17 protein-coding genes are annotated in these 20,470 nt (G+C 66.2%); 9 read left to right on the top strand and 8 right to left on the bottom strand.

Annotated elements, in window-relative coordinates:
* Nucleotides 1-25 precede the first annotated feature (25 nt).
* Nucleotides 26-1,375, top strand: coding sequence for an NtaA/DmoA family FMN-dependent monooxygenase (locus tag AC1ROK_RS08535; RefSeq protein WP_492845784.1), 1,350 nt, complete (start codon nucleotides 26-28; stop codon nucleotides 1,373-1,375).
* A 23-nt stretch (nucleotides 1,376-1,398) separates the two neighbouring features.
* On the opposite strand, the gene AC1ROK_RS08530 is transcribed toward AC1ROK_RS08535, so the two are convergent.
* A complete protein-coding gene (locus tag AC1ROK_RS08530) occupies nucleotides 1,399-2,004 on the bottom strand; it encodes a PadR family transcriptional regulator (RefSeq protein WP_492845782.1) in 606 nt (201 codons plus the stop codon).
* Nucleotides 2,005-2,103: 99 nt separating this feature from the next.
* Between AC1ROK_RS08530 and AC1ROK_RS08525 the strand changes: the two genes are divergently transcribed.
* From AC1ROK_RS08525 to AC1ROK_RS08505, 5 genes are all read left to right on the top strand, one after another.
* Nucleotides 2,104-2,592, top strand: coding sequence for a flavin reductase family protein (locus AC1ROK_RS08525; protein WP_492845780.1), 489 nt, complete (start codon nucleotides 2,104-2,106; stop codon nucleotides 2,590-2,592).
* Nucleotides 2,570-3,010, top strand: coding sequence for a riboflavin kinase (locus tag AC1ROK_RS08520; RefSeq protein WP_492845778.1), 441 nt, complete (start codon nucleotides 2,570-2,572; stop codon nucleotides 3,008-3,010). Before AC1ROK_RS08525 ends, AC1ROK_RS08520 begins: the two co-directional genes overlap by 23 nt.
* A 159-nt stretch (nucleotides 3,011-3,169) precedes the next feature.
* Nucleotides 3,170-4,252, top strand: coding sequence for a type III polyketide synthase (locus tag AC1ROK_RS08515; RefSeq protein WP_492845776.1), 1,083 nt, complete (start codon nucleotides 3,170-3,172; stop codon nucleotides 4,250-4,252).
* A 1-nt stretch (nucleotide 4,253) separates the two neighbouring features.
* Entirely contained in the window at nucleotides 4,254-4,976 is a 723-nt protein-coding gene (locus AC1ROK_RS08510) for a methyltransferase (RefSeq protein WP_492845774.1), read from the top strand.
* Nucleotides 4,973-6,154 carry an NAD(P)/FAD-dependent oxidoreductase gene (locus AC1ROK_RS08505; RefSeq protein WP_492845772.1) on the top strand — a complete coding sequence of 394 codons (1,182 nt, stop codon included), beginning with the start codon at nucleotides 4,973-4,975 and terminating at the stop codon, nucleotides 6,152-6,154. The genes AC1ROK_RS08510 and AC1ROK_RS08505 overlap by 4 nt, the downstream gene beginning before the upstream one ends.
* Nucleotides 6,155-6,219: 65 nt before the next feature.
* Here AC1ROK_RS08505 and AC1ROK_RS08500 read toward each other — a convergent pair whose 3' ends face one another.
* The 6 genes from AC1ROK_RS08500 to AC1ROK_RS08475 form a co-directional block, all read right to left on the bottom strand.
* Nucleotides 6,220-6,969 carry a GntR family transcriptional regulator gene (locus tag AC1ROK_RS08500; protein ID WP_492845770.1) on the bottom strand — a complete coding sequence of 250 codons (750 nt, stop codon included), beginning with the start codon at nucleotides 6,967-6,969 and terminating at the stop codon, nucleotides 6,220-6,222.
* 13 nt (nucleotides 6,970-6,982) lie between these two features.
* The gene (locus AC1ROK_RS08495) at nucleotides 6,983-7,870 is read right to left on the bottom strand and encodes a carbohydrate ABC transporter permease (RefSeq protein WP_492845768.1); all 888 of its coding nucleotides are present in this window, start codon (nucleotides 7,868-7,870) and stop codon (nucleotides 6,983-6,985) included.
* 7 nt (nucleotides 7,871-7,877) lie between these two features.
* A complete protein-coding gene (locus tag AC1ROK_RS08490; RefSeq protein WP_492845766.1) occupies nucleotides 7,878-8,822 on the bottom strand; it encodes a carbohydrate ABC transporter permease in 945 nt (314 codons plus the stop codon).
* Nucleotides 8,823-8,890: 68 nt separating this feature from the next.
* Entirely contained in the window at nucleotides 8,891-10,129 is a 1,239-nt protein-coding gene (locus AC1ROK_RS08485) for an ABC transporter substrate-binding protein (protein WP_492845764.1), read from the bottom strand.
* A gap of 32 nt (nucleotides 10,130-10,161) precedes the next feature.
* The gene (locus AC1ROK_RS08480; RefSeq protein WP_492845762.1) at nucleotides 10,162-11,250 is read right to left on the bottom strand and encodes an ABC transporter ATP-binding protein; all 1,089 of its coding nucleotides are present in this window, start codon (nucleotides 11,248-11,250) and stop codon (nucleotides 10,162-10,164) included.
* A gap of 8 nt (nucleotides 11,251-11,258) precedes the next feature.
* Nucleotides 11,259-12,482, bottom strand: a complete 1,224-nt coding sequence (locus AC1ROK_RS08475) for an enolase C-terminal domain-like protein (RefSeq protein ID WP_492845760.1) — start codon at nucleotides 12,480-12,482, stop codon at nucleotides 11,259-11,261.
* A 223-nt stretch (nucleotides 12,483-12,705) separates the two neighbouring features.
* Here AC1ROK_RS08475 and AC1ROK_RS08470 point away from each other — a divergent pair, with 223 nt between their 5' ends.
* The 3 genes from AC1ROK_RS08470 to AC1ROK_RS08460 are packed head-to-tail and all read left to right on the top strand — an operon-like array spanning nucleotide 12,706 to nucleotide 19,117.
* Nucleotides 12,706-13,803 carry a lactonase family protein gene (locus tag AC1ROK_RS08470; RefSeq protein WP_492845758.1) on the top strand — a complete coding sequence of 366 codons (1,098 nt, stop codon included), beginning with the start codon at nucleotides 12,706-12,708 and terminating at the stop codon, nucleotides 13,801-13,803.
* 36 nt (nucleotides 13,804-13,839) lie between these two features.
* Entirely contained in the window at nucleotides 13,840-16,455 is a 2,616-nt protein-coding gene (locus AC1ROK_RS08465) for a glycoside hydrolase family 38 N-terminal domain-containing protein (protein WP_492845756.1), read from the top strand.
* A 25-nt stretch (nucleotides 16,456-16,480) separates the two neighbouring features.
* Entirely contained in the window at nucleotides 16,481-19,117 is a 2,637-nt protein-coding gene (locus AC1ROK_RS08460; protein WP_492845754.1) for a glycoside hydrolase family 38 N-terminal domain-containing protein, read from the top strand.
* A gap of 234 nt (nucleotides 19,118-19,351) precedes the next feature.
* On the opposite strand, the gene AC1ROK_RS08455 is transcribed toward AC1ROK_RS08460, so the two are convergent.
* On the bottom strand, nucleotides 19,352-20,371 hold the full coding sequence (locus AC1ROK_RS08455) for a hypothetical protein (RefSeq protein ID WP_492845752.1): 1,020 nt from the start codon (nucleotides 20,369-20,371) through the stop codon (nucleotides 19,352-19,354).
* Between the last annotated feature and the right edge of the window lie 99 nt (nucleotides 20,372-20,470).

Genomic DNA, 20,470 nt, shown 5'->3' with positions numbered 1-20,470 from the left:
CCCAACTCTGACGAAAGACATTGCTATGAAGAAGCTACGCTTTGGGCTGTTTGAAAACGCCCAGACCAACGACTCCGGCACGTCCACCTGGCGGCATCCCGACAGCGAGCGGCACAATTTCGACCGGCTCGATTACTGGGTGAAGATTGCCCGCATCTGCGAAGACGCGAAGCTCGATTTCCTGTTCCTCGCCGATGCCTGGGGCTGGGCCGACGTCAAGGGCACGCGCCCCGACATCAGCACCACCGAGGGCCTCGACCTGCCGCGGCTCGACCCCGCCATTGTCGGCGCGGCGCTGATCGGCGCCACCGAGAAGCTGGGGATCGTCATGACCGGCTCGACTTTGCTCGAGCAGCCCTATGCCTTTGCCCGCCGCATGCAGACCCTCGACCACCTGTCGAACGGTCGCATCGGCTGGAACGTCGTCACCACCGGCACCGCCGAGACCGCAGTCGCCGCCTTCGGCGTGCCGATGGTGGCGCATGACGAGCGCTACAACATGGCCGACGATTTCATGAGCCTCGTCTACAAGCTGTTCGAAGGCGCCTGGGAGCGCGATGCGCTCGAGCGCAACAAGCAGGGGCGTTACGCCGACCCGGCCAAGGTGCACCGTATCGCCCATGACGGCCCGTATTTCCGCTCGCATGGCTTCGGCAACACCGCCTACTCGCCGCAGGGCACCCCTGTGCTGTTCCAGGCCGGCTCGTCCGATCGCGGCAAGCAGTTCGGCGGCAAGCATGGCGAGTGCATCTTCCTCGGTGGCGGTTCGATCGAAAAGCTGGCCGGGCAGGTGAAAGCCATCCGCGACGAGGCCGCCGCCAATGGCCGCGACCCCAACTCGATCAAGCTGATGAGCGCCTTCTCCTGCGTCGTCGCGCCGACCGAAGCCGAGGCGCGCGCAAAGCACCAGGCCATCCTCGACGCTCAGACCCCGGATGTCGCCGTCGCCTCCTATGCCTGGTTCACCGGGCTCGACCTGTCGTCTTACGATCCCGCGACCAAGATGAGCGCGCTTCACACCGAGCTGTCGCAGACCCAGGTCGCCCGCTTCGGCGACAAGACCGTCGGCGATGTGCTGAAGGATTGGCATGCCCATGGCGTACGCACCAACCCGTTCGTCGGGACGCCCGAGCAGATCGCCGACATCATGTGCGAGATGGCCGAAGGCGCCGACCTCGACGGCTTCCTCTTCACCCCGCTGATCCAGCCGACGTCCACTCTCGATTTCGTTGAACAGGTGATGCCGGTGCTGCGCGCCCGGGGCGTGGCGGCGTCGGACTACGAAGGGGAGAGCCTGCGCGAACGGCTGGTGGGCACCGAAAGCCCGATCCTGCGCACCGACCACCCCGGCGCCAGCCACCGCCAGCTGCAGTGATGGCGGCTGCGGCGGGTCGTGACTTAGCTGTCCCGGCCTGCCGACGGCTGCGTGCCGGCGGGGATCTCGTCGGCAAATGTATAGGCACCGCCGAGGATGCGGTCGTAGAGGCCGCGCGCCCATTCCTGCTCCGCCCTCAGCCGAAGCGAGGAGAGTTCGAAGATCTCGCGCACATAGGCCGGCGTCGTGCTCGACTTGGCCACATCGCTGATATCGAAGCCGTTGCTCGCCACCTTGGCGTCGATCTCGGCGATCCTGACCTTCAGCGCCGCCACCACTTCGGCGCGGCTGAGCAGGAACATGAACGAGGTCAGCGCCATCACCGGCTTGGTATCGAAGGTCTCGACCGTCCACAGCGTCTGGCGCAACAGCCGCATCAGCTCGACCACGCCGTTGGGGGTGGTCTGGTAGATCGTCCGCTCCGGACGCTTGCCGGCAGCTTCGGTGCCGTTCTCCTGGATGTAGCCGTCCTGCTTCAGCGATTTGAGCGCGTTGTAGATCGAGCCGGGCTGGATATTGGCCCACTCGTCGACATGCCAGGTCATCAGTTCGCGGCGCAGGAAATAGCCATGCACCGGCTCGAACTGGCGCACGGCGCCCAGCACCACCAGGCGGGTAATGTTCGACATGCTGGCTCCTGAAACCGGGGGAAGGCGCTTGTCTCCCTCTAACAAATTGACTAGCTTCAGTCCAATTATTCAAACTTGACTATACGGGAGGAAATCACGGTGCAGGCAGGTGAGGCGACGCTGGCCCTGAGGAGGGCCTTCTCGATGTTCCCGACCGGTGTCGTCGCCATGTGCGGCATGGATGGCGCGGCGCCCGTCGGCATGGCGGTGAACTCGTTCAGTTCGGTGTCACTCGATCCGCCCTTGGTCTCGGTCTGCGTGGCGCGCCAGTCCGCCACCTGGCCGCGGCTCAACCGCCTGCCGCGCATCGGACTCAGTGTGTTGGGATCCAGCCAGGAGCAGCTCTCCCGTCAACTGTCGTCGCGCAACGGCGATCGTTTCCGGGGTGTCGAGTTCGAAGCCACGCCCGATGGCGCGCTGTTCGTCAGGGGCGCAGCGCTCTGGCTCGGTTGCGCCATCAGCGATCGGCTCGAAGGCGGCGACCACGAGATCATCCTGCTCGAAGTGCGCGAGACTAGCCTCTTCCCGCACATCCCGCCGCTGGTCTTCCACCAGAGCCAGTATCTTGCCCTCTCCAACGCCTCCTGAACTGGTGATCAGCGGCAGCGTCGTTCACGGCGAGAAGCGCGGTCGCGCCCTCGGCTTTCCCACCGCCAACATCGCACTGGCACCGGGCAATCCGTTCCCACCCGAAGGGGTCTATTGCTGCCTGGTGCGGTTCTCGCATCGCGACACGCTCTATGGCGCCACCGTCAGCGTCGGTACCAATCCGACATTTCCCGATATCGCCTCGATCCGCGTCGAAGCCCATATCCACGATCTCGACGAGCTGCTCTACGGCCTCGGCGCCGAGCTTCGCCTGCTGCGCCGCCTGCGCGACATGCGCCGTTTTGCCAGTGTCGAAGCGCTGATCGCCCAGATGGAAAGCGATGTGCAGCAGTCGCGGCAACTGCTGGTGGACCTCGGGTGCCTGCCCGGCTCCCGCCAGGGCAGGGATAGGGGTTGAAGACATCCAGCGGCACTCGCGCCGCAACGGGGCCCAAGGGATGGCCGCTGCCCCGCGATGGTGTCGGTTCGATGGAATAAACCACCACGGCAAGTGTTGACCCTGAGTGCCCAGGGAACAGTGCTCTCCGCTCCCTTGGGTCTCAACCGAGGAGCCATCATGTCTGCCAAGGCCTATGTGAACAAGATCGCCGTCGCGGTGCCGGATTACGATGTGCACCGTTTCTCCATCGGCTTCGCCGCCTCCCAGCTTGCCGACGACCCCAGGCGCCAGGCGCTGTTCACCCGGATGGCCGAAAGAAGCGGCATCGAGCACCGCTACTGCTGCTTCCCCTCCGCCGACGACCCCAACGGTCCGGCGGTCGACGGCGCCGGCCGGTTCACCCGCGGCAACTTTCCCTCGACTGCCACGCGGATGGACCTCTTCGCCCAGGCCGCCCCGGTACTGGCGCAGAAAGCGGTGGACCGGCTGGAGCTCGGGGCCGACGCCGCCCGGATCACCCATCTCATTGTCACCACCTGCACTGGCCTCGCCTCGCCCGGGATCGACCTCGAGATCATCGAGCGCTGTGGCCTGTCGTCCTCGGTGGAGCGAACCATCGTCGGATTCATGGGGTGCTATGCGGCGGTCAATGCCCTGAAGCTCGCCCATCACATCGTCCGTTCGGATCCGGAGGCGCGGGTGCTGGCCGTCAATGTCGAGCTCTGCACCCTGCATCTGAAGGAAACCACCGATATCGAACGGCTACTGACCTTCATCCTCTGGGGCGACGGGGCCGCTGCGGCGCTGGTCACGGCCGAGCCCACCGGCATCGCGCTCGACAGTTTCCGCGCCGTCGTTGCCCCCGACAGCCGCGAGCTGATGACCTGGACGGTGCGCAATGACGGCTTCGATATGGTCCTGTCCGGCCAGGTGCCCGCCGCCATCCATGAGACGCTGAGCACCCGCATCACGGACATTCTGGGCAATCGGGGGCTCAACAATGTCGACCTCTGGGCCGTCCACCCGGGCGGCAAGTCCGTGCTGGATGCCGTCGAGCGATCGCTGGGTCTCGACGGCGAAGCCCTGCGCCCATCGCGTGAGGTGCTGCGATTGAACGGCAATATGTCCTCGGCGACGGTGATGTTCGTGCTTGCCGATATGCTGGCCCATCGACAGGCCGACCAGGTCGGCTGCGGCATGGCCTTCGGCCCCGGGCTCACCGCGGAGACCTTCATGTTCCACACCGCCGACGCCGCCTGAAATGGCCGGGGGTCTGGCGTTGCGCCAGCTGTCGTCGGAACTGCTCGATCACCTGCCGGCGAGCGATCCGCAGGCGATCGGGTCACGCCGCGACCTGGCCCGGATCAACGCCATCATGTTCCAGGCTGCCATCATGTGCCGGCGACTGAGGCGCGTCGTACAGCCGCCGCCGCGGCGCATCCTCGAGATCGGCTGCGGCGACGGCAGCTTCATGCTTGCCGTGCTGAGGCGTATGCGGCGGCACTGGCCGGGCGGCGAGATCGTGCTGCTCGACCAGCAGGACCTGGTGTCGTCGCGTCGACTGGGCGCGTTCGCCAAGCTCGGCTGGCAGGCCGAAACGGCAACCGCCGATGCGCTCGTGTGGATGGAACAGTCCCCGAGCGCCGGGTTCGATCTCGTCACCGCCAACCTGTTCCTGCATCACTTTGCCGAGGCCGGACTGATCCGCTTGCTGGCGGCAGCATCGCGTCTCGCGCCGGTGTTCGTTGCAACCGAGCCAAGCCGGAACGCTGCCGCACTCGCCGCGACCGGGCTGCTGCGCGCCATCGGCGCCAACGCCGTGACGCTGCACGATGCGGCCGCGAGCGTCCGGGCCGGTTTTGCCGGGCAGGAGCTTTCTGGACTGTGGCCCGGCGGTCAGGCGATGGCTATGCGGGAGGGGACCGTCGGGCTGTTCACTCATGTCTTCTCCGCGCGCTCCACAGCCTCCGGTGCTGCACGATGAGATATGATGCGGTCATCATCGGAGGCGGTCCGTCCGGGGCCTCGGCCGCTATCGCCCTGGCATCCCAGGGGCGCGCCGTCGCCATTGTCGAAAAGAGTGCATTTCCGCGCAGCAAGGTGTGCGGCGAGTTCATCTCCCCGGTGAACCTGGCGCTGCTCGACCGGCTGGGCGTCGGGGACCGGGTCCGCGACCTCGCCGGTCCGGAAGTTCGCCGCCTGGCCCTGTTCGCCGCCGGACCCGGCATCGAAGCGCCGATGCCTCGTGGTCGCGGCGACGCCTTCGGCCGTGCGCTGGGCCGCGACGTGCTCGACACGCTGCTGCTCGACGCGGCCGCGTCGGCCGGAGCCACCGTGCTGCAGCCCTGGCAGGCCACTGCGACCGTTCGCGACGGCGACGACATGGCCATCAGCATCGAGCGTTCCGGTGAGCGGCGCACGCTGCTGGCGCCGGTGCTCATCGCTGCTCACGGGTCGTGGGAGCCTGGCGGGCTCCGCAGCCAGCCGAGGCGGCAGCACCTCCCCTCGGATTTCCTCGGCTTCAAGGCGCACTTTCGCGGCTCCGCGCTGCCGCCCGACCTGATGCCGCTGCTGGTCTTTCCCGGCGGCTATGGCGGCATGGTCTGGGCCGACCAGGGGCGGATGTCGCTCTCGTGCTGCATTCGCCGCGACCGGCTCGATGCCATCCGGGCGGCACAGCGTGGCTTGCCGGCAGGCGAAGCGGTGTTCCGCCACATCGCTGCGGTCTGCCCGAGTGTCGCCGACGTCCTGCGGCACGCCACGCTCGATGGGGGATGGCTGGCTGCCGGTCCGATCCGGCCCGGCATTCGCGACTGCTACGCGCACGACATCTTCAGCGTCGGCAACGTCGCCGGTGAATCCCATCCGATCATTGCCGAAGGCATCTCCATGGCGCTGCAATCGGGCTGGCTGCTGGCGTCGGAATTGGCGCGCATCGCCGAGTGGAACCGGGACGGACGCGAACTCGCCGGCCAGCGCTACGCGGCCGCCTGGCACAAGCAGTTCCCGCTGCGCATCCTCACCGCGTCGGTGCTGGCCGGCCTTGCCACCCGCCCGCTCACCGCCGGTCTGATGCACCGGTTCGTCAGCGCCTTCCCGGCGAGCCTGTTCGTCGGCGCGCGGCTCAGCGGCAAGGTTTCACCGGTCCCCGGCATCGGCTGACCCAGCAACCGGTGCAGCCCGGCGGAAGTCGCTCGACCAGCGGCATGACTCGCCAGCAGAGGGTCCTACTGCTCCACCCCAGCCGCTTCGCGCACGAAATACTCCGGATGCGCCGAGCGGATCGCGTCGAGTTCGCGCATCACCGAGACCAGATGCACCGCCATGCTTTCGTCGGCGCCCTTGGCGTCGTGCGCCTGCAGCCGCGCCAGGATTTCCTCGTGCTCGCCGACGATGAAATACATGTGCTCCTGGCTGAGCAGCGACAGCCGGCGGATGCGGTCCATGTGGAACTTGGCTTCGCGCACATCGTCCCAGATGCTCTCGAAGCCGGCTGCCTTGGCGATCAGTGCGTGGAAACGGTCGTCCGACTGCAGGAAATCCTGGTCGTCGCCAAGCCCGGCAAAGGTCTGCTGCAGGACGATTTCGCGCTTCAGGAGCGCCGCAATTTCGGGCGTCAGTCGCTCGGCGGCGAGCCGGGCGAGGGGGCGCTCGAGCGCCTCGCGGATGAAACGGGATTTGGCGATCAGGTTTTCGCTCAGCGGCGAAACGATGGTGCCGCGCTGCGGCAGGATTTCCACCAGCCCACGTCGCGCCAGCCGGGCGAAGGCTTCGCGCACCGGAGTGCGACTGACCCCGAACTCCGCGGCGAGCCGCGCTTCGGAGAGTTCCTGGAACGGCGGCAGCTGCATATCGAGGATCTGCTGCATCAGCCGGTCATAGACCTGGCTCGCCATCGAGCCGCCATCCTGGCGCGTGCCGTAGCTGGCCTCGCTCCCGAACTCCGCCGCCGCCGCTCTCCCCTTGGGGGCTTTCATTGTCGTTCCGCCGTCATTTGGTCCCCAGCTGCAATCCTGCCATGAAGTACTTCCGCAAGGCGATGAACAGCAAGACCGTGGGGATACTCGAAATCAGCGTCGCGGTAATCACCACATTGGGTCCCAGCGTCGAATAGGTGCCCTGCAGCGATTGCAGCGCCACCATGATCGAGCGCACCTCGATGCCATTGGCGAGGATCGAGGAGAACAGCAGGTCGTTCCAGATGAAGGTGAACTGCAACAGGAACAGCGCGATCAGCGGGCCCATCGCGTTGGGCACGATCATCGAGGTGAACACCCGCCACTCGCTCGCCCCTTCGATCCGCGCCGCCTCGTCGACCTCGCGAGTGATCGCCGAGAACGAGTTGCGCAGCACCAGCAGCGGGAACGGAATGCAGATCGCCACATAGACCAGCAGCATGCCGAACCAGGTGTTGACCAGCCCGACCCGCTGATAGCCGAACAGCAGCGGCACCAGGTACATCTGGAACGGGAACAGCGTGCCGGTGAAAATCAGCATGAACCAGCCGTTCGAGCCGAGCAGGTGCAGCCGCGTCATGCCATAGGCCGCCGCGGCGGCGAAGGCTACGGCCAGCGCAGCGCCGATCAGCGCATAGCTGAACGAGTTCATCGCTGCCTGGCCGAGGTTGGCGATGGTCCAGGCCTGCACCACGTTGTCGACGATCGGCGCCAGCCCGGCCGGCAGCTCCAGCACGCCCTTGGTGGCATACTCCTCGGTGGTCTTGAACACCGTGACGAACAGGTAATAGAGCGGCGTCAGGTAAGCGATGGTGAGCGCCAGGATCGGGATCACCAGCCAGCGGCCACCCTGCCTTTGCGCCCGCTTCTCCTTCTCGATCAGGCCCGAGATGAACGCCTTGTCGGTGATGTCGACTGCCATGATCTGCCTATCGGATGTTCTTGCTGACGCGCGCCTGCACCACGGCGAGCAGTGCGCTGACGGTGATCACCATGGCGCCCAGCACCACGGCCACGGCCGAACCATAGGCCCAGGCGCCGTTCGAGAAGCTCTCGTAATACATGTAGACCGCCAGTGAGAGCGTGCGCTTGCCGGGGAACGAACTCGCCATCACCCAGAGCAGGTCGAAGGTGGTGAAACCGGCTGCGACGTTGAGGATGGTGACCACCAGTACGGTCGGCAACAGCAGCGGCCAGACGATGTGGCGGAAAATCTGGAAGTTCGAAGCGCCGTCGACGCGCGCTGCCTCGACCGGATCCTTGGGAATGGCGGCCAGCCCGAGCAGCAGCAGCACCATGGTGATGCCGACGGTCTGCCAGACGAAGGTAACGATCACCGAGCCGGTGATGGTCGCAGGGTCGAACAGCCAGCCGAAATCGAACGGCGTGCCGGTGAGGCCTGAGACGGCCGAGTTGAGCACGCCGGTCGGCGCGTAGACATAGTACCAGATGGCGCCCACGGCGGTCGGCGCCAGCACGCGCGGCAGGAAGAACAGGCTCTTGAAGGTTTCCTGGAACGGGATGTTGCGCAACAGCAGCGCCAGCCCGAGGCCGACCGCGAGCGGGAAGATGACGGCGCCCACCACCCAGATCGCGGTATTGCCCAGCGCCTCCGAGAAATAGGGTACGCGGAACAGCCGCGCGTAGTTGTTGAAGCCGGCGAACTGGTCGAGCCCGGTGAACTTCTGCCACTTGGTGAAGCTGAGGATGACGTTGAAGATCACCGGCAGGAGCAGGAACAGCGCCACCATGATCACCGCCGGGGCGATGAACAGCCAGGCGGTGCGCGTCTGCTGCCAGGCAACCCGGCGCTCGCGCCGGCGCGCTTCCTTCAACACTTCCGGGGTGAGCAGGGCTGAGGCGGTGACGTGCATCGTCTGGCTCCGGGGCAAAACAAGGGTGCCGGCCGCGCCGAAGCGCGGCCGGCGGGAGGAAGCCCGCGTTACTTGCTGGCCCAGTAGTCGGCGTTGATCGTCTGCATGGTCTTCATCGACTCGGTTGCCTGCTCGGGCGTCGGGTTGAACATGAAGGCGCCCATGGCGGCGACCAGGTCACCCTGGATCTGCGACGGGACGGCTTCCCACCAGCGCACCAGGGCGCGCGGCTTGGCGGCAGCGACGAGCTCCTTGTTGGCCTCGATGGTGGCGTTGGGCGCCTTGGCCTTGAGGTTGCCGTTGTAGACCTGAACGGTCGAGCCGAGTGCATTGGCGGCATCTGCCCCCATCAGCGACTGCACGGCCTTGCCCAGGTTCGGATCAGCATCGAGCGCCGCCTTCGAGACGACGATCGGCGACGCCTCGACGATCACCGACTGCTGCACATCCGGCGACAGCGACGGCATCAGGAAGGTCTTGAAGTCCTTGCCCGGCTCCATCCCGGCCTCGGCGAACGAGCCCGAGTGCCAGTCACCGACGAGGAACATCGCTGCGGACTTGTCGACGAAGAACTTCTGGTCGTCCTGCTCACGCGGGTCGGTGAAGTAGCCCTTGGCATACATCTCGCCCCACACCTTGAAGGCGTTCTGCACGTCCGGGCTGTCGTACGCGACCGTACCGTCAGTGAGGCCGACGAACGAGTCGGGGTTGGTGCCCAGCACGAGCTGGCTGAACCAGATGAACGGCATCCAGCCGCCGGAGGCCGGCCCGTTGATCGGGGTGAAGCCTGCCGCCTTCAGCTTGTCGCAAGCATCAATGAATTCCGCCCAGGTGGTCGGCGGAGCGGCGATGCCAGCCTTTTCGAAGGCAGCGGTGTTGTAGAACATCACCCAGTTGGCGACGTTGAGCAGCACGCCGTAGGGCTTGCCATCCACCGACACCAGTTCCTTCTGGTCGGCCGAGAAATCGCCGTCGGCGATCGCCTGATCCCAATAGGGGGTGAGGTCGGCGGCGATGCCGGTGGCAACCAGATCGCTCAGCTGCTGGCCGTTCCACCAGGTGAAGAAGGCTGGGGCGTTGTTGCCGGCGATCGAGGTCTGCATGAACGCTTGGTACTTATCGGTCGGCGTGATTTCCTGCAGCTTGATCGTCGCGCCCGAGGCGGCGCTGGCGCCTTCCGCCAGCTTGGTCATGCCGGCGTTCCACGGGGTCTTGTCCGAATAGAGGGCGAGATCGGCGGCGAACGCCGTGCCCGTCGAAAGCGCCGCAGCCAAGCTCACGGCGGTGATAGTCTTCATAAACGACATGTCTCTCTCCCTTGTCGTTGTTGCCGCTGCCCTTAGCGGAGCAGCGAATTCTGGCTCTCGTTGTCGAAGACGTGGACGCGCGCGCCGTCGATGCGGAACCGGACCTCCTGGTTCGGCTCGAGCGCGCGCGGGTGCTGCATGCGTGCGACGATCTCGGTATCGCCGAGGTCGGCAAACAGCAGGCTTTCGTTGCCGAGCATCTCGGCGAAACTCACTGTGGCGCTGAAATCGGCGCCGAGCTGCGGTCGCGTGCCGTGCCCTTCCGGCACGATATCCTCCGGTCGGATGCCCAGCGTTACCGTGGTGCCCTGCGCCGGCAGGGTGAAGCGATCGGCCGGCACCGGGATGTCGATCCCCGCGGCGCGGATCGTGTTGCCTGGCCCGACCTCGGCCGCGAGCATGTTCATTGACGGGGCGCCCATGAAGCCGGCGACGAACATGTTGGCCGGGCGTTCGAACACCTCGAGCGGCGTGCCGATCTGCGCCACGCGGCCGTCATTGAGCACCACGATCTTGTCGGCCAGCGTCATCGCTTCGACCTGGTCGTGCGTGACGAACACCACGGTGGCGCCGAGCTGGCGCTGCAGCCGCTTGATCTCGATACGGGTCTGGTTGCGGAGCTTGGCGTCGAGGTTGGAGAGCGGCTCGTCGAACAGGAATACCTTGGGCTCGCGCACCATGGCGCGGCCGATGGCAACGCGCTGCCGTTGCCCGCCGGAGAGCTGGCTCGGCCGGCGGTCCATATAGGGGTCGAGCCCCAGCATCTTGGCCGCCTCGCCACGGCGCCGGGCGATCTCGTCCTTGGGCACGCCGCTGATGCGAAGCCCGAAGCCGAGATTGTCGGAAACGCTCATATGCGGATAGAGCGCGTAGGACTGGAACACCATCGAGATGCCGCGATCGCGCGACGGCAGGTCGTTGACCAGCTTGCCGTCGATCTTCAGCTCACCGTGCGAAATCGTCTCGAGCCCGGCGATCATCCGCAAGATCGTCGACTTGCCGCAGCCGGAGGGGCCGACCAGCACCACGAAAGTGCCGTCCTCGATGTCGAGGTCGACGCTCTTGATGGCGACGTACTCGCCGTAGATCTTGATGATGTCGCGGAGGGTAACGGTTGCCATGGCGCCTCTTATCGTCCGGCTGGGTCGGCGTAGCGCATCTCGGGCTGGATCGAGTACCAGTCCGGACGCTGCGGATCGCGGTCATAGGTGTAGCCGCCGACCTCGCGGTAATAGGCGGCGTATTGGGTGAGCTTGTCGCGGTCGACTTCGACGCCGAGCCCCGGCCCCTTGGGCAGCGCGATCTCGCCGTCGACATATTTGAGCTTACCGCCGACGATGATGTCGTCGAGCAGGTGATGGTAATGCGCGTCGGCGGCAAAGCTCATGTTGGGCAGCGCCGCGCCCAGATGCAGCATCGAGGCAAGCTGGATGCCGAGCTCGCCCGAGGAATGGACACTCGCGCCGAACTGGAAGGTTTCGAGCACCTGGCCGGCTTTGTAGGCCTGCCGCAAGCCGCCCCAGAACGTGGTGTCGAGCAGGATCACATCCACCGCGTCATGCTTGATGCAGCTTGCCAGCTGCTCGAAATTCACCACCACGGTGTTGGTGGCGGTGGGAATGGAAATGCGGTCGCGCAACCGCCGCATCCCCTCGAGCCCGAAACACGGGTCCTCGAAATAGTCGTTGCGGATGTGCTCGATTTCCTTCGCCACCCAGATCGACTCTTCCACCGACCACACCGAATTGGGGTCGAGCCGGAAGCGGTCGCCGGGCAGCGCCTCGGCAATCGCCGAGAACACTTCGACGTCATGCTCGGGGGCGAACACGCCGCCCTTCAGCTTGTGCGACTTGAAGCCATGCAGCTGTTTCTGCCGCTTGGCTTCGGCCACCAGCGCGTCGGCCGAGAACTCGTCGCCAAAGCCCTGCTCTTCGTTGCCGTAACGATAGAACAGATAGCTCGCGAACGGGATCGACTCGCGCAGCGCCCCGCCGATCAGGTCGCAGGCGCGGATGCCAAGCGCCTTGCCGGCCACGTCCATGCAGGCCATTTCCAGCGCCGCATGCACCTGCATGCGTGAATTGTAGAGGCTCGCCACTGGGTTCATGATCTTCCAGCGCAGCTGTTCGAGCTGCAGCGGGTCATGCCCCTTCAGGTAAGGCAGCAACCCTTTGACCGCGGCTTCGGCGCTCTCGCCACCACCGCCCAGCTCGCCCCAGCCGGAAATCCCTTCGTCCGTCACCACCTCGACGATGGTGCGCACGAACCGCCCCCAATGGGCGCCCGACGCATGCCGCAGCGGCGCCTCGAGCGGCACGGCGACGGTGGTGGCCTTGATATCGACGATCTTCATTCGGGCGGAACTCTCGGCGTTTGAACAGGCAGGGGGCGCTCAGTTGCCGATCCGGGTGCTGCTTTTGTCGCATCCCGCATCGGTGTCGTCCTCACTTGCCAAGACGTTGTAGGTCTACCATACTAGTTGTGTCAACCGCCCTCGATCCTGTTCCAAACGAACGGGCTTGGCAAGCGCCGGCAGGGCGCAACGGGCAATGACGGGGAAAAGCGGGAGGGACGTCGTGCCGATTTACGCATTCGCCGGGAGCCTGACGCGCGCGATGCCGCAATACGGCGCAGCCAATGGTCAGGGCATCACACGCCTGAGTTTCGACGACGAAACCGGCCGCCTGGGTGCGGTGGATCTGGTCGGCGGCGTTGACGACACCGCCTGGCTGGTGACCGACGCGGCGCGTGGCCGGCTCTATTCGACTTGCGAGGTCACCGGCACCCGGGAGAGCGCCATCGCCGCCTATGCGGTGGAGCCGGGCGGGCTGCGGCTGATCAACCGCCAGCCGACGCTGGGCAACGAAGCCTGTCACGCCAGCCTTTCGACCGACGGAAAATTCCTGCTCGTCGCCAACTACAATGGCGCCAACCCCGAGGGCTGGCCCGACGCGGCGCTCAGCGTCTTCCCCATTGCCGGCGACGGCTCGCTCGGCGCCGCGGTGGCGAGCGTCCGCCACACCGGCAGCGGCCCCAATGCGGCCCGCCAGACCACGGCGCATGCTCATTGCGTCGTTTCGGCTCCGGCAGGGGACATCGTCTATGTCGCCGATCTCGGCATCGACAAGCTCGTCGCCTATCGCCTCGGCGCCGATGGCAGCCTGACCCACGAGTCTGCCCGCGATTTCAGCCTGCCACCCGGCCTTGGCCCGCGTCACCTGGTGTTCTCTAGTGATGGCCGCGCCATCTTCATGGTCAGCGAACTGATCCCCACCGTGGTCAGCCTCGCCGTCGATCCCATAACCGGCGCGCTCTCCCAGCGCGACGCCTTTGCGATCCCTTCGCTCGATGGCGGCGTCGTCCAGCCATCGGGCATCCTGCTCAGCGGCGACGGCCGGCACCTGTTCGTCGGCTTGCGCGTCTGCAACGACATCCTGGCGCTCCGCGTCGACAGCGCCACCGGCAAGCTCACCCCGACTGAGCGCTGGCCGAGTGGCGGCACGACCCCGCGTGACCTGGCCTTCTCACCCTCCGGCCGGCACCTCGTGGTCGCCAACCAGGATTCCGATCGGCTGACGGTCTTCGCCGTCGATCACGCCACCGGCACCCTGTCCGAACCCCTGCAGCATTTCGATGTCGGCACGCCGATGTCGGTCAAACTCGCCGCCTTCTAGGCGGCTCCCCCTTCACCCCGTTCATCAGAGCCACCCATGATCAACGAAATCCTCTTCGTCCATCACAGCCATACCGACATCGGCTACACCCATCCGCAGCCGGTAGTGATGGAGCTGCACCGCCGTTTCATCGACGAGGCGCTCGATATCGCCGAGCGCACGGCCGATTACCCCGATGACGCAAAATTCCGCTGGACCTGCGAGGTCACCGGCGGAACCATGGATTGGTGGGTGCATGCCGGGAATGCCGACCGCGACCGTTTCCTCGCAGCGGTGAAGCGCGGGCAGATCGAAGTCGCCGGCATGGGCTGGCACATGACCCCGCTGATGGATCATTCCATGGTCCTCGATGTGCTGAAGCCGCTGAAATTCTTCCGCGATCTCGGCATCCCGGTGCGCTCGGCGATGAACACCGACGTCAACGGTCTGCCCTGGGGCGTCGTCGATGCGCTGCTCGACAATGGCATCACCGGCATCTCGATGGCCATCAACGAGCACTATGGGCACGCGCTGAAACCCTGGCCGCGCGCCTTCAACTGGCAGGCTCCCGGCGGCCGCACCATCACCGCCTATAACGGCTTCATCTACGGCGTCACTTCGGACCGCAGCCTGCAGATCCCGACCAACATGGAAGAGGCCCGGGCCCGGGTGCCACGTTGGGCCAGAAAGTGGGAGGCGACCGGCTACCCGCATCCCTTCCTGATGATGCAGATAACCAACGTCCGCTACCACGACAACGGTTCGCCGCAGGCGGCGCTGCCCGATTTCATCCGCAACTTCAACGAAGGCAACGCCTCGACCGGCGGCATCAAGCTCAGGCTTGGGATGATCAGCGAGTTCTTCGACCGCGTTCGCCAGCAGCCTGCCGACACCATGCAGACGCTGCGTGGCGACTGGACCGACTGGTGGAATTTCGGCGCCGGCTCCACGGCGCACGAGACCGCGCAGGCGATGCGCGGCCAGCGCGACCTCGATGCCGCGACCGGCCTCGATGCCTGGCACCCAACCGAGGCGCCGCGTCGCCGCGCCATGCTGCACGATGTCGCCCGCAAGGGTCTGGCGCTCTATGCCGAGCACACCTGGGGCGCCGACCGCTCGATCACCCAGCCATACTCGCCTGAAACCCGCACCCAGCAGCTCTTGAAGCTGGCGACCGTCGCCGAGGGCGCCAGCGTCGCCCGCATGCTGCGCCGCGACGGGCTCGAACGCCTCGGCATCGAGGCCGGCGGCGACGAGCCGACGCTGCTGGTCTACAACCCGCACGGCTTCGCGGTGAAGCAGTCGGTGCGGCTGCCCTACCTGCCGCCGATGACGGATGCCCCCGATCCCAAGCGCGGCTTCGGCCTCGAGGACCTGGTCCCCACCGGCCCCTCGTCGCACCGCATACAGCGCCAGGACGTGGTGACCTCCGACCTGCCCGAGCACGGCGCCTACTACACCGCCCCGATCGAGATCCCCCCGCTGAGCTATGTCACCATCCCGGCCGCCAAGGCCGCCGTGATGCCCAATGGCAAGCTTTCGGCCAAGGATGGCGTGCTGTCGAACGCTCGTCTCACCGTCAGCCTCGACGCCAAAGGCGGGCTCACCTCGCTCAGGCTCGATGGTACCGAATACGCCGGCGCCGCCAGCGAGCACCTGAAGTTCGGCGTACCGGTGCTGGAACGGGTTGCCTCCGGCATCCGTACCGACATGTTCGGCCAAGTCGATCTCGAGTCGCCGGACTGGCACCTTGCCTGGCATCGCGACTGGCAGGCCGAGCGCTTCGACGGCAAACTGGTCACGACCAGCGAGGCGGTGGAACGCGGCAATGCCCGCATCGTCCAGAGCTTCGAGCTGCCCAATGGCGACAAAGTCGACGTGCTCTACCGCCTCGTCGGTGATGAGCCGGTGCTGCATGTCGAGGCCACGGTCACCAAACAACCGATCGTCGAGCCGCACGCCATCTACCTGCCCATGCCGACGGCACTCGGCGGGGGCTGGGACGCGCATTACGAGACTGGCGGCGCCGTCGCCAAACTCGACGACGAGCAACTGCCCTATGCCAGCCGTCACTACATCACGGCGCAACGCTTCATCCGCATCGGCGACGCCAAGTCCGAAATGACGGTCGCCTGCCCGGATGCGCCGCTCTGGCAGGTGGGCGGCTACACTTTCGGCCGCTTCGGCGATCCGGATGGCCGCGTCACCCGCGAACGCCCGACGCTGGTTGCCTGGCTCACCAACAACTACTGGAGCACCAATTTCCAGGCCGACCAGGGCGGCCAGACCAAGTACCGCTTCACCTTGGTCCCGGCGCCGCGGCGCGAGCTTGGCGCCTCGGCCCAGGCGGCACTGAGCTATGCCCAGCCGCTGGCGACCCATGTCTACGCCGAACGTGGGCCGGTCCGCAGCACGGCGGCGAGTCTGTTGGCGCTCGACCTCGGCACCGCGCTGCTCACCCGGCTCGAGGCCGATGGCAATGGCGTGGCGCTCACCGTGCTCAACCCCGGCGATGTCGAGGTGAAAGCCAAGGTCGGCGCAGGCAGTTTCAAACCCGGCAAGGCCAGTCGCACGCCGCTCTCTGGCGGTGCAGGCGAAGCCCTGCCGGTGGTCGGCGGTAGCGTCGGCTTCACCATCGCGCCGCGCGCCTGGATCCGCATTGCACTGAGCTAAATCTACTCTCTGGAGGAGGAACCCCGTGAGCAAGATCGAGACGATCTACATCTGCAACCACGCCCATACCGATATCGGCTTCACCGATTATCAGGAGCTGGCATTGCGTCAGCACGGCGAGTTCGTCGGCCAGGCACTCGATCTGATCGAAGCCACCGATCGCTATCCGGCCGAGGCGCAGTACCGCTGGACCGTCGAGACCACCGGGCCGTTCCTCCGCTACCTCCGGCAGGCGAGCCGCTCCGAGGTGGCTCGCTTCCGCCATTGGCATGAGCAGGGTCGCATCGACATTGCCGGCATGCAGTATAACATGACGCCGCTGCTCAATGTCGAGCAGATGCATCGCTCGCTCTACCCGCTGCGGGCGCTGCGCGACGAGTTCGGCTTCCATGTCGAGGCCGCCATGCAGGACGACGTCAACGGCGTCAGTTGGCTCTATGCCGACCTGCTCGCCGAGCTCGGCATCGAGTTCTACACCGCCGCCATCAATCCGATCCGCGGTGCGCGGCCCAAACCGTTCCCCGGCGCCTTCCGCTGGGAAGGCCCGAGCGGCAAAAAGGTGCTGGCCTGGAACGGCTACCACTACCTGTTCGGTCGCAGCCAGGCCGGGCTCGGCAATTGGGATCTGGTCGATCGGCTGCTGCCGCGCTGGATCGACGAACTCGAGAACGACGCGAGCTACCCGTTCGATTTCCTCTATTGCGAATCCACCCACCCGGTGCGCGTCGATAACGGCCCGCCCGATGCCCGCATGCCGGATTTCGTCCGCCGCTGGAACGACGAGCGGCAGAACGTCCGCATGGAGTTCATCACCGTCACCGATTTCGGCCGGTTGCTCGAAGACAAATATGCCAAGGTCATCGGCACGCAGCGTGGCGACTGGACCGATCACTGGGCCGACGGCGTCGGCTCCTCGGCCTTCGAGGTCGGCGTCAACCGCGCCGCCCACGAGATCGTCGGCATCGGCGAGGCGCTCGAAGCCTGGCGCCGCAGCAAGGGGCAGGGCGACTGGAATGCCGATCGGGCGGCCAGCATCTACGAGTCGATGACGCTGTTCGACGAGCACACCTGGGGCGCCTACTCGTCCGTGGAAGCGCCGCATTCGCTGTTCAGCCAGGCGCAGTGGAACCGCAAGGCCGGCTTCGCCTATACCGCGGCGATGGAAGGCCACGGCACCGTCGCCAAAGCCGCCAATGCGCTGGCGGCGCCGCTCGGTGCGAAGGGGCCCGAAGGCATCTTCAACCTCGGCAACCTCGATCCCAAGGAGGCCTTCAAGGCCTCTGGCATCGATGAAGTGCTGGTGTTCAACACGCTGCCCTGGGAACGCCGGGTCATTGTCGAGGAGCCCGAACCGCGCGGCGGCGCCGCACCGGTCGGCATGCTCGATACCTTCTTCAACCGCCGCAGCACCTGGGGCGGCCCGCGTCCCTATCCCGAGATCCGCCGTGTCGCTGGCACCATCCCGCCGATGGGTTATGCCTTCCTCGACCTCAAGAAGGGCGTGCCGGCGGGCGACCTGAAGGCCAATGGCGATACCATCGAGAACCGGCACTACCGCATCCGCATCGACGGCCAGACAGGCGCCATCGCCGAGCTGTTCGACAAGGCGCAGGGCCACGATTTCGCCGGCAAGTACCAGGGCTGGGGCCCGGGCGAATATGTCTACGAGACGGTGGACTCTCCCGACGATCGGCTGGCCATCGCCGATATCAGTTTCGACAAGCCGGAATTCTTCACCGGCCACAAGGACACGCCCTGGAAGCGCGAGACGGCGACCAAGGTGACACTCGACGCAGCGCAGATATTCGAGGGCCGCGCCTCGATCACTATCCACATCGAAGCACCGGGCGTCTCTGCTGCAACGGTCGTCTATGCGCTCGATGCCGATACCAAATGCGTCGTCGTCGACTGGAGCATCGACAAGCTCGAGCACGCCGATGCCGAAGCGGTGTTCGTCGCCTTCCCGTTTAACCTCGGCAAGCCGGAATTCCTCGTCGATCTCAACGGCATCCCATCGGTGCCCAACACTGATCAACTCGATGGCGCCGCCAAGGACTGGTACCCGGTCGGCCGTTGGCTCGATGTCAGCGACAAGCAGCGCGGCGTCACCGTGGTGCCGCTCGACGCACCGCTGGTGCATCTGGGTGGCATCACCACCGGCAAGTGGAACCGCACGCTCGAGCCCGAAGGCCCGACCATCATGAGCTGGGCGCTCAACAACCACTGGCTGGTGAACTTCAAGTCGGCCCAGTCCGGCCGCATCCCGCTGCGCTATCGCCTCACCACCCATGAAGGTCCGGCCGATGCGACCGCTGCGGCAAAGTTCGCCGCCGAAGTCGCGACCCCGCCGGTGGCAATGCGCGACATCAAGCCGACGGGCAAGCTGAGCGACAGCTTCTTCGGCACCGACGAGACATCGCCTGTCCTCGTCACCGCCAAACCCGGCGAGGATGGCGGCTGGGTGGCGCTGCGCCTGCAGAACCTCTCGGCCAAGCCGGCCAGGCAGACGGTGACGTTCACCGGCAATCCGGCAGCCGCCCGCAGCGCCGACCCGATCGAGCATCCGGGCGCGGCGCTGGAGCTCACGGGCAAGGCGCTGACCGTTGAGGTGCAGGCCCGGGCGATCAGGACGGTGCTGGTGCGGTTTACGCCGGAGGGGTGAGGGTCGCGCGTTTGAGCCGTATCGTGCCCCACGCGCCGAACGGCACCTCCCCCCTTGTGGGGGAGGTTGGGAGGGGGGTGCCACAAGCACCGGCATCGCGGTTGTTGTTCACACCCAGATCGCTCGTGCGGCACCACCCCCTCCGAGCTTCGCTAAGTCGCTGAAGCGACAAGCTCCGCTTGCCTCCCCCATCAAGGGGGAGGTGGGGGCCGGTGGGCGAGGGGCGATCCAGCCCTACGCCAGTTCCGCCGCCTCCACCGCAATCCGATAACGTGTTATGAATCGCTCACCCGCACTGAACCAGCGAGCCGTCCTCGTGCCTCGCCTTGAGATCGGATTGTCCGTCCCGGAGATCTGGGGGCCAAGATCGAAGGCCGAGCAGATCGGTTCGAACCCCAGCGCCAGGTGTCGGCCGTTCCACGGCGCCATCTGTCGGCCGCGGTTCGACATCCAGAGCAGGGCACTTGGATAGTGCTCCTTGTTCCAGCTGAGCCGCACCCGATAGCCCTCGGCGCTGTTCCACAGCGACGCCGTCCCTGGCATGTCGAGCAGTTGCAGGATTTCCTCGGTCGCCCGTGCCAGCGGCACTCGGGCGACATCGAGCCGCGACCCGTCCTTCAGCGCCACGTCGCGCCATGGCGTCTGAAACCGGCCCTGTTCGAAGATCGAGGTGTCGTCGACCGGTCCCGGGAAAGTGGCGCCGGTGATCTCGTCCCCCACTTCGATATGCATGGCGCCGACCTTGGCCGGCAGCCGGAACGAGGGATGGAGGCCCAGCGGCAAAGTGCAGTCGGCCCGCACCTCGATGCTGAGTTCGAAGTCGAGCGCTGTCGTCTGCGGATCCGGGGTGACGCGCCGGTGCAGCGCCTTGATCGGGTGACCCTCAGGGTAGGCAATGCTCAGCCCGATGCTGCCATCGGCCCCGGTCTCGAACTGCCAGTCATGGTTGGAGCTGAAGCCATGCGGGTCGGTATCGACCGTCGGGCGGGCCGTCGACCCCGGCCAGTCGCCCTGCGCCGGACGATCCCCGTCGACCCCGAACGGCACGCACGGCCACTCGCCGCGCAGCCGCTTCAAAATGCCGGGCAACGCCTCGCCGCCGGGCTCGTTCGCCCAAGGCGCCACCTGGAACGGCGCTACCTGCCGACCGTCGGGCAGGATAAACAGTGTCGGCCCGATCATCCCGCCCAGGCTCTCGACGCTGACCACGCCATGCGCCCAAACCAGCGATCGCGCTTCACCCAGTTTGGTCATCGTCACTCCTCGTTCTGTTGCGCTGACAGTGGCCTATCGGGCGGCGAGCGACAACCTGGGAGGCGAGGTTTTCGAGTTGGTTAGGGCCTTCCCGCGGCC

This window comes from Devosia sp. GW821-FHT12F11, from assembly GCF_058806655.1.
The sequence above is the reverse complement of the archived record's forward strand: the minus strand, read 5'-3'. Positions and strand labels throughout refer to the sequence as shown.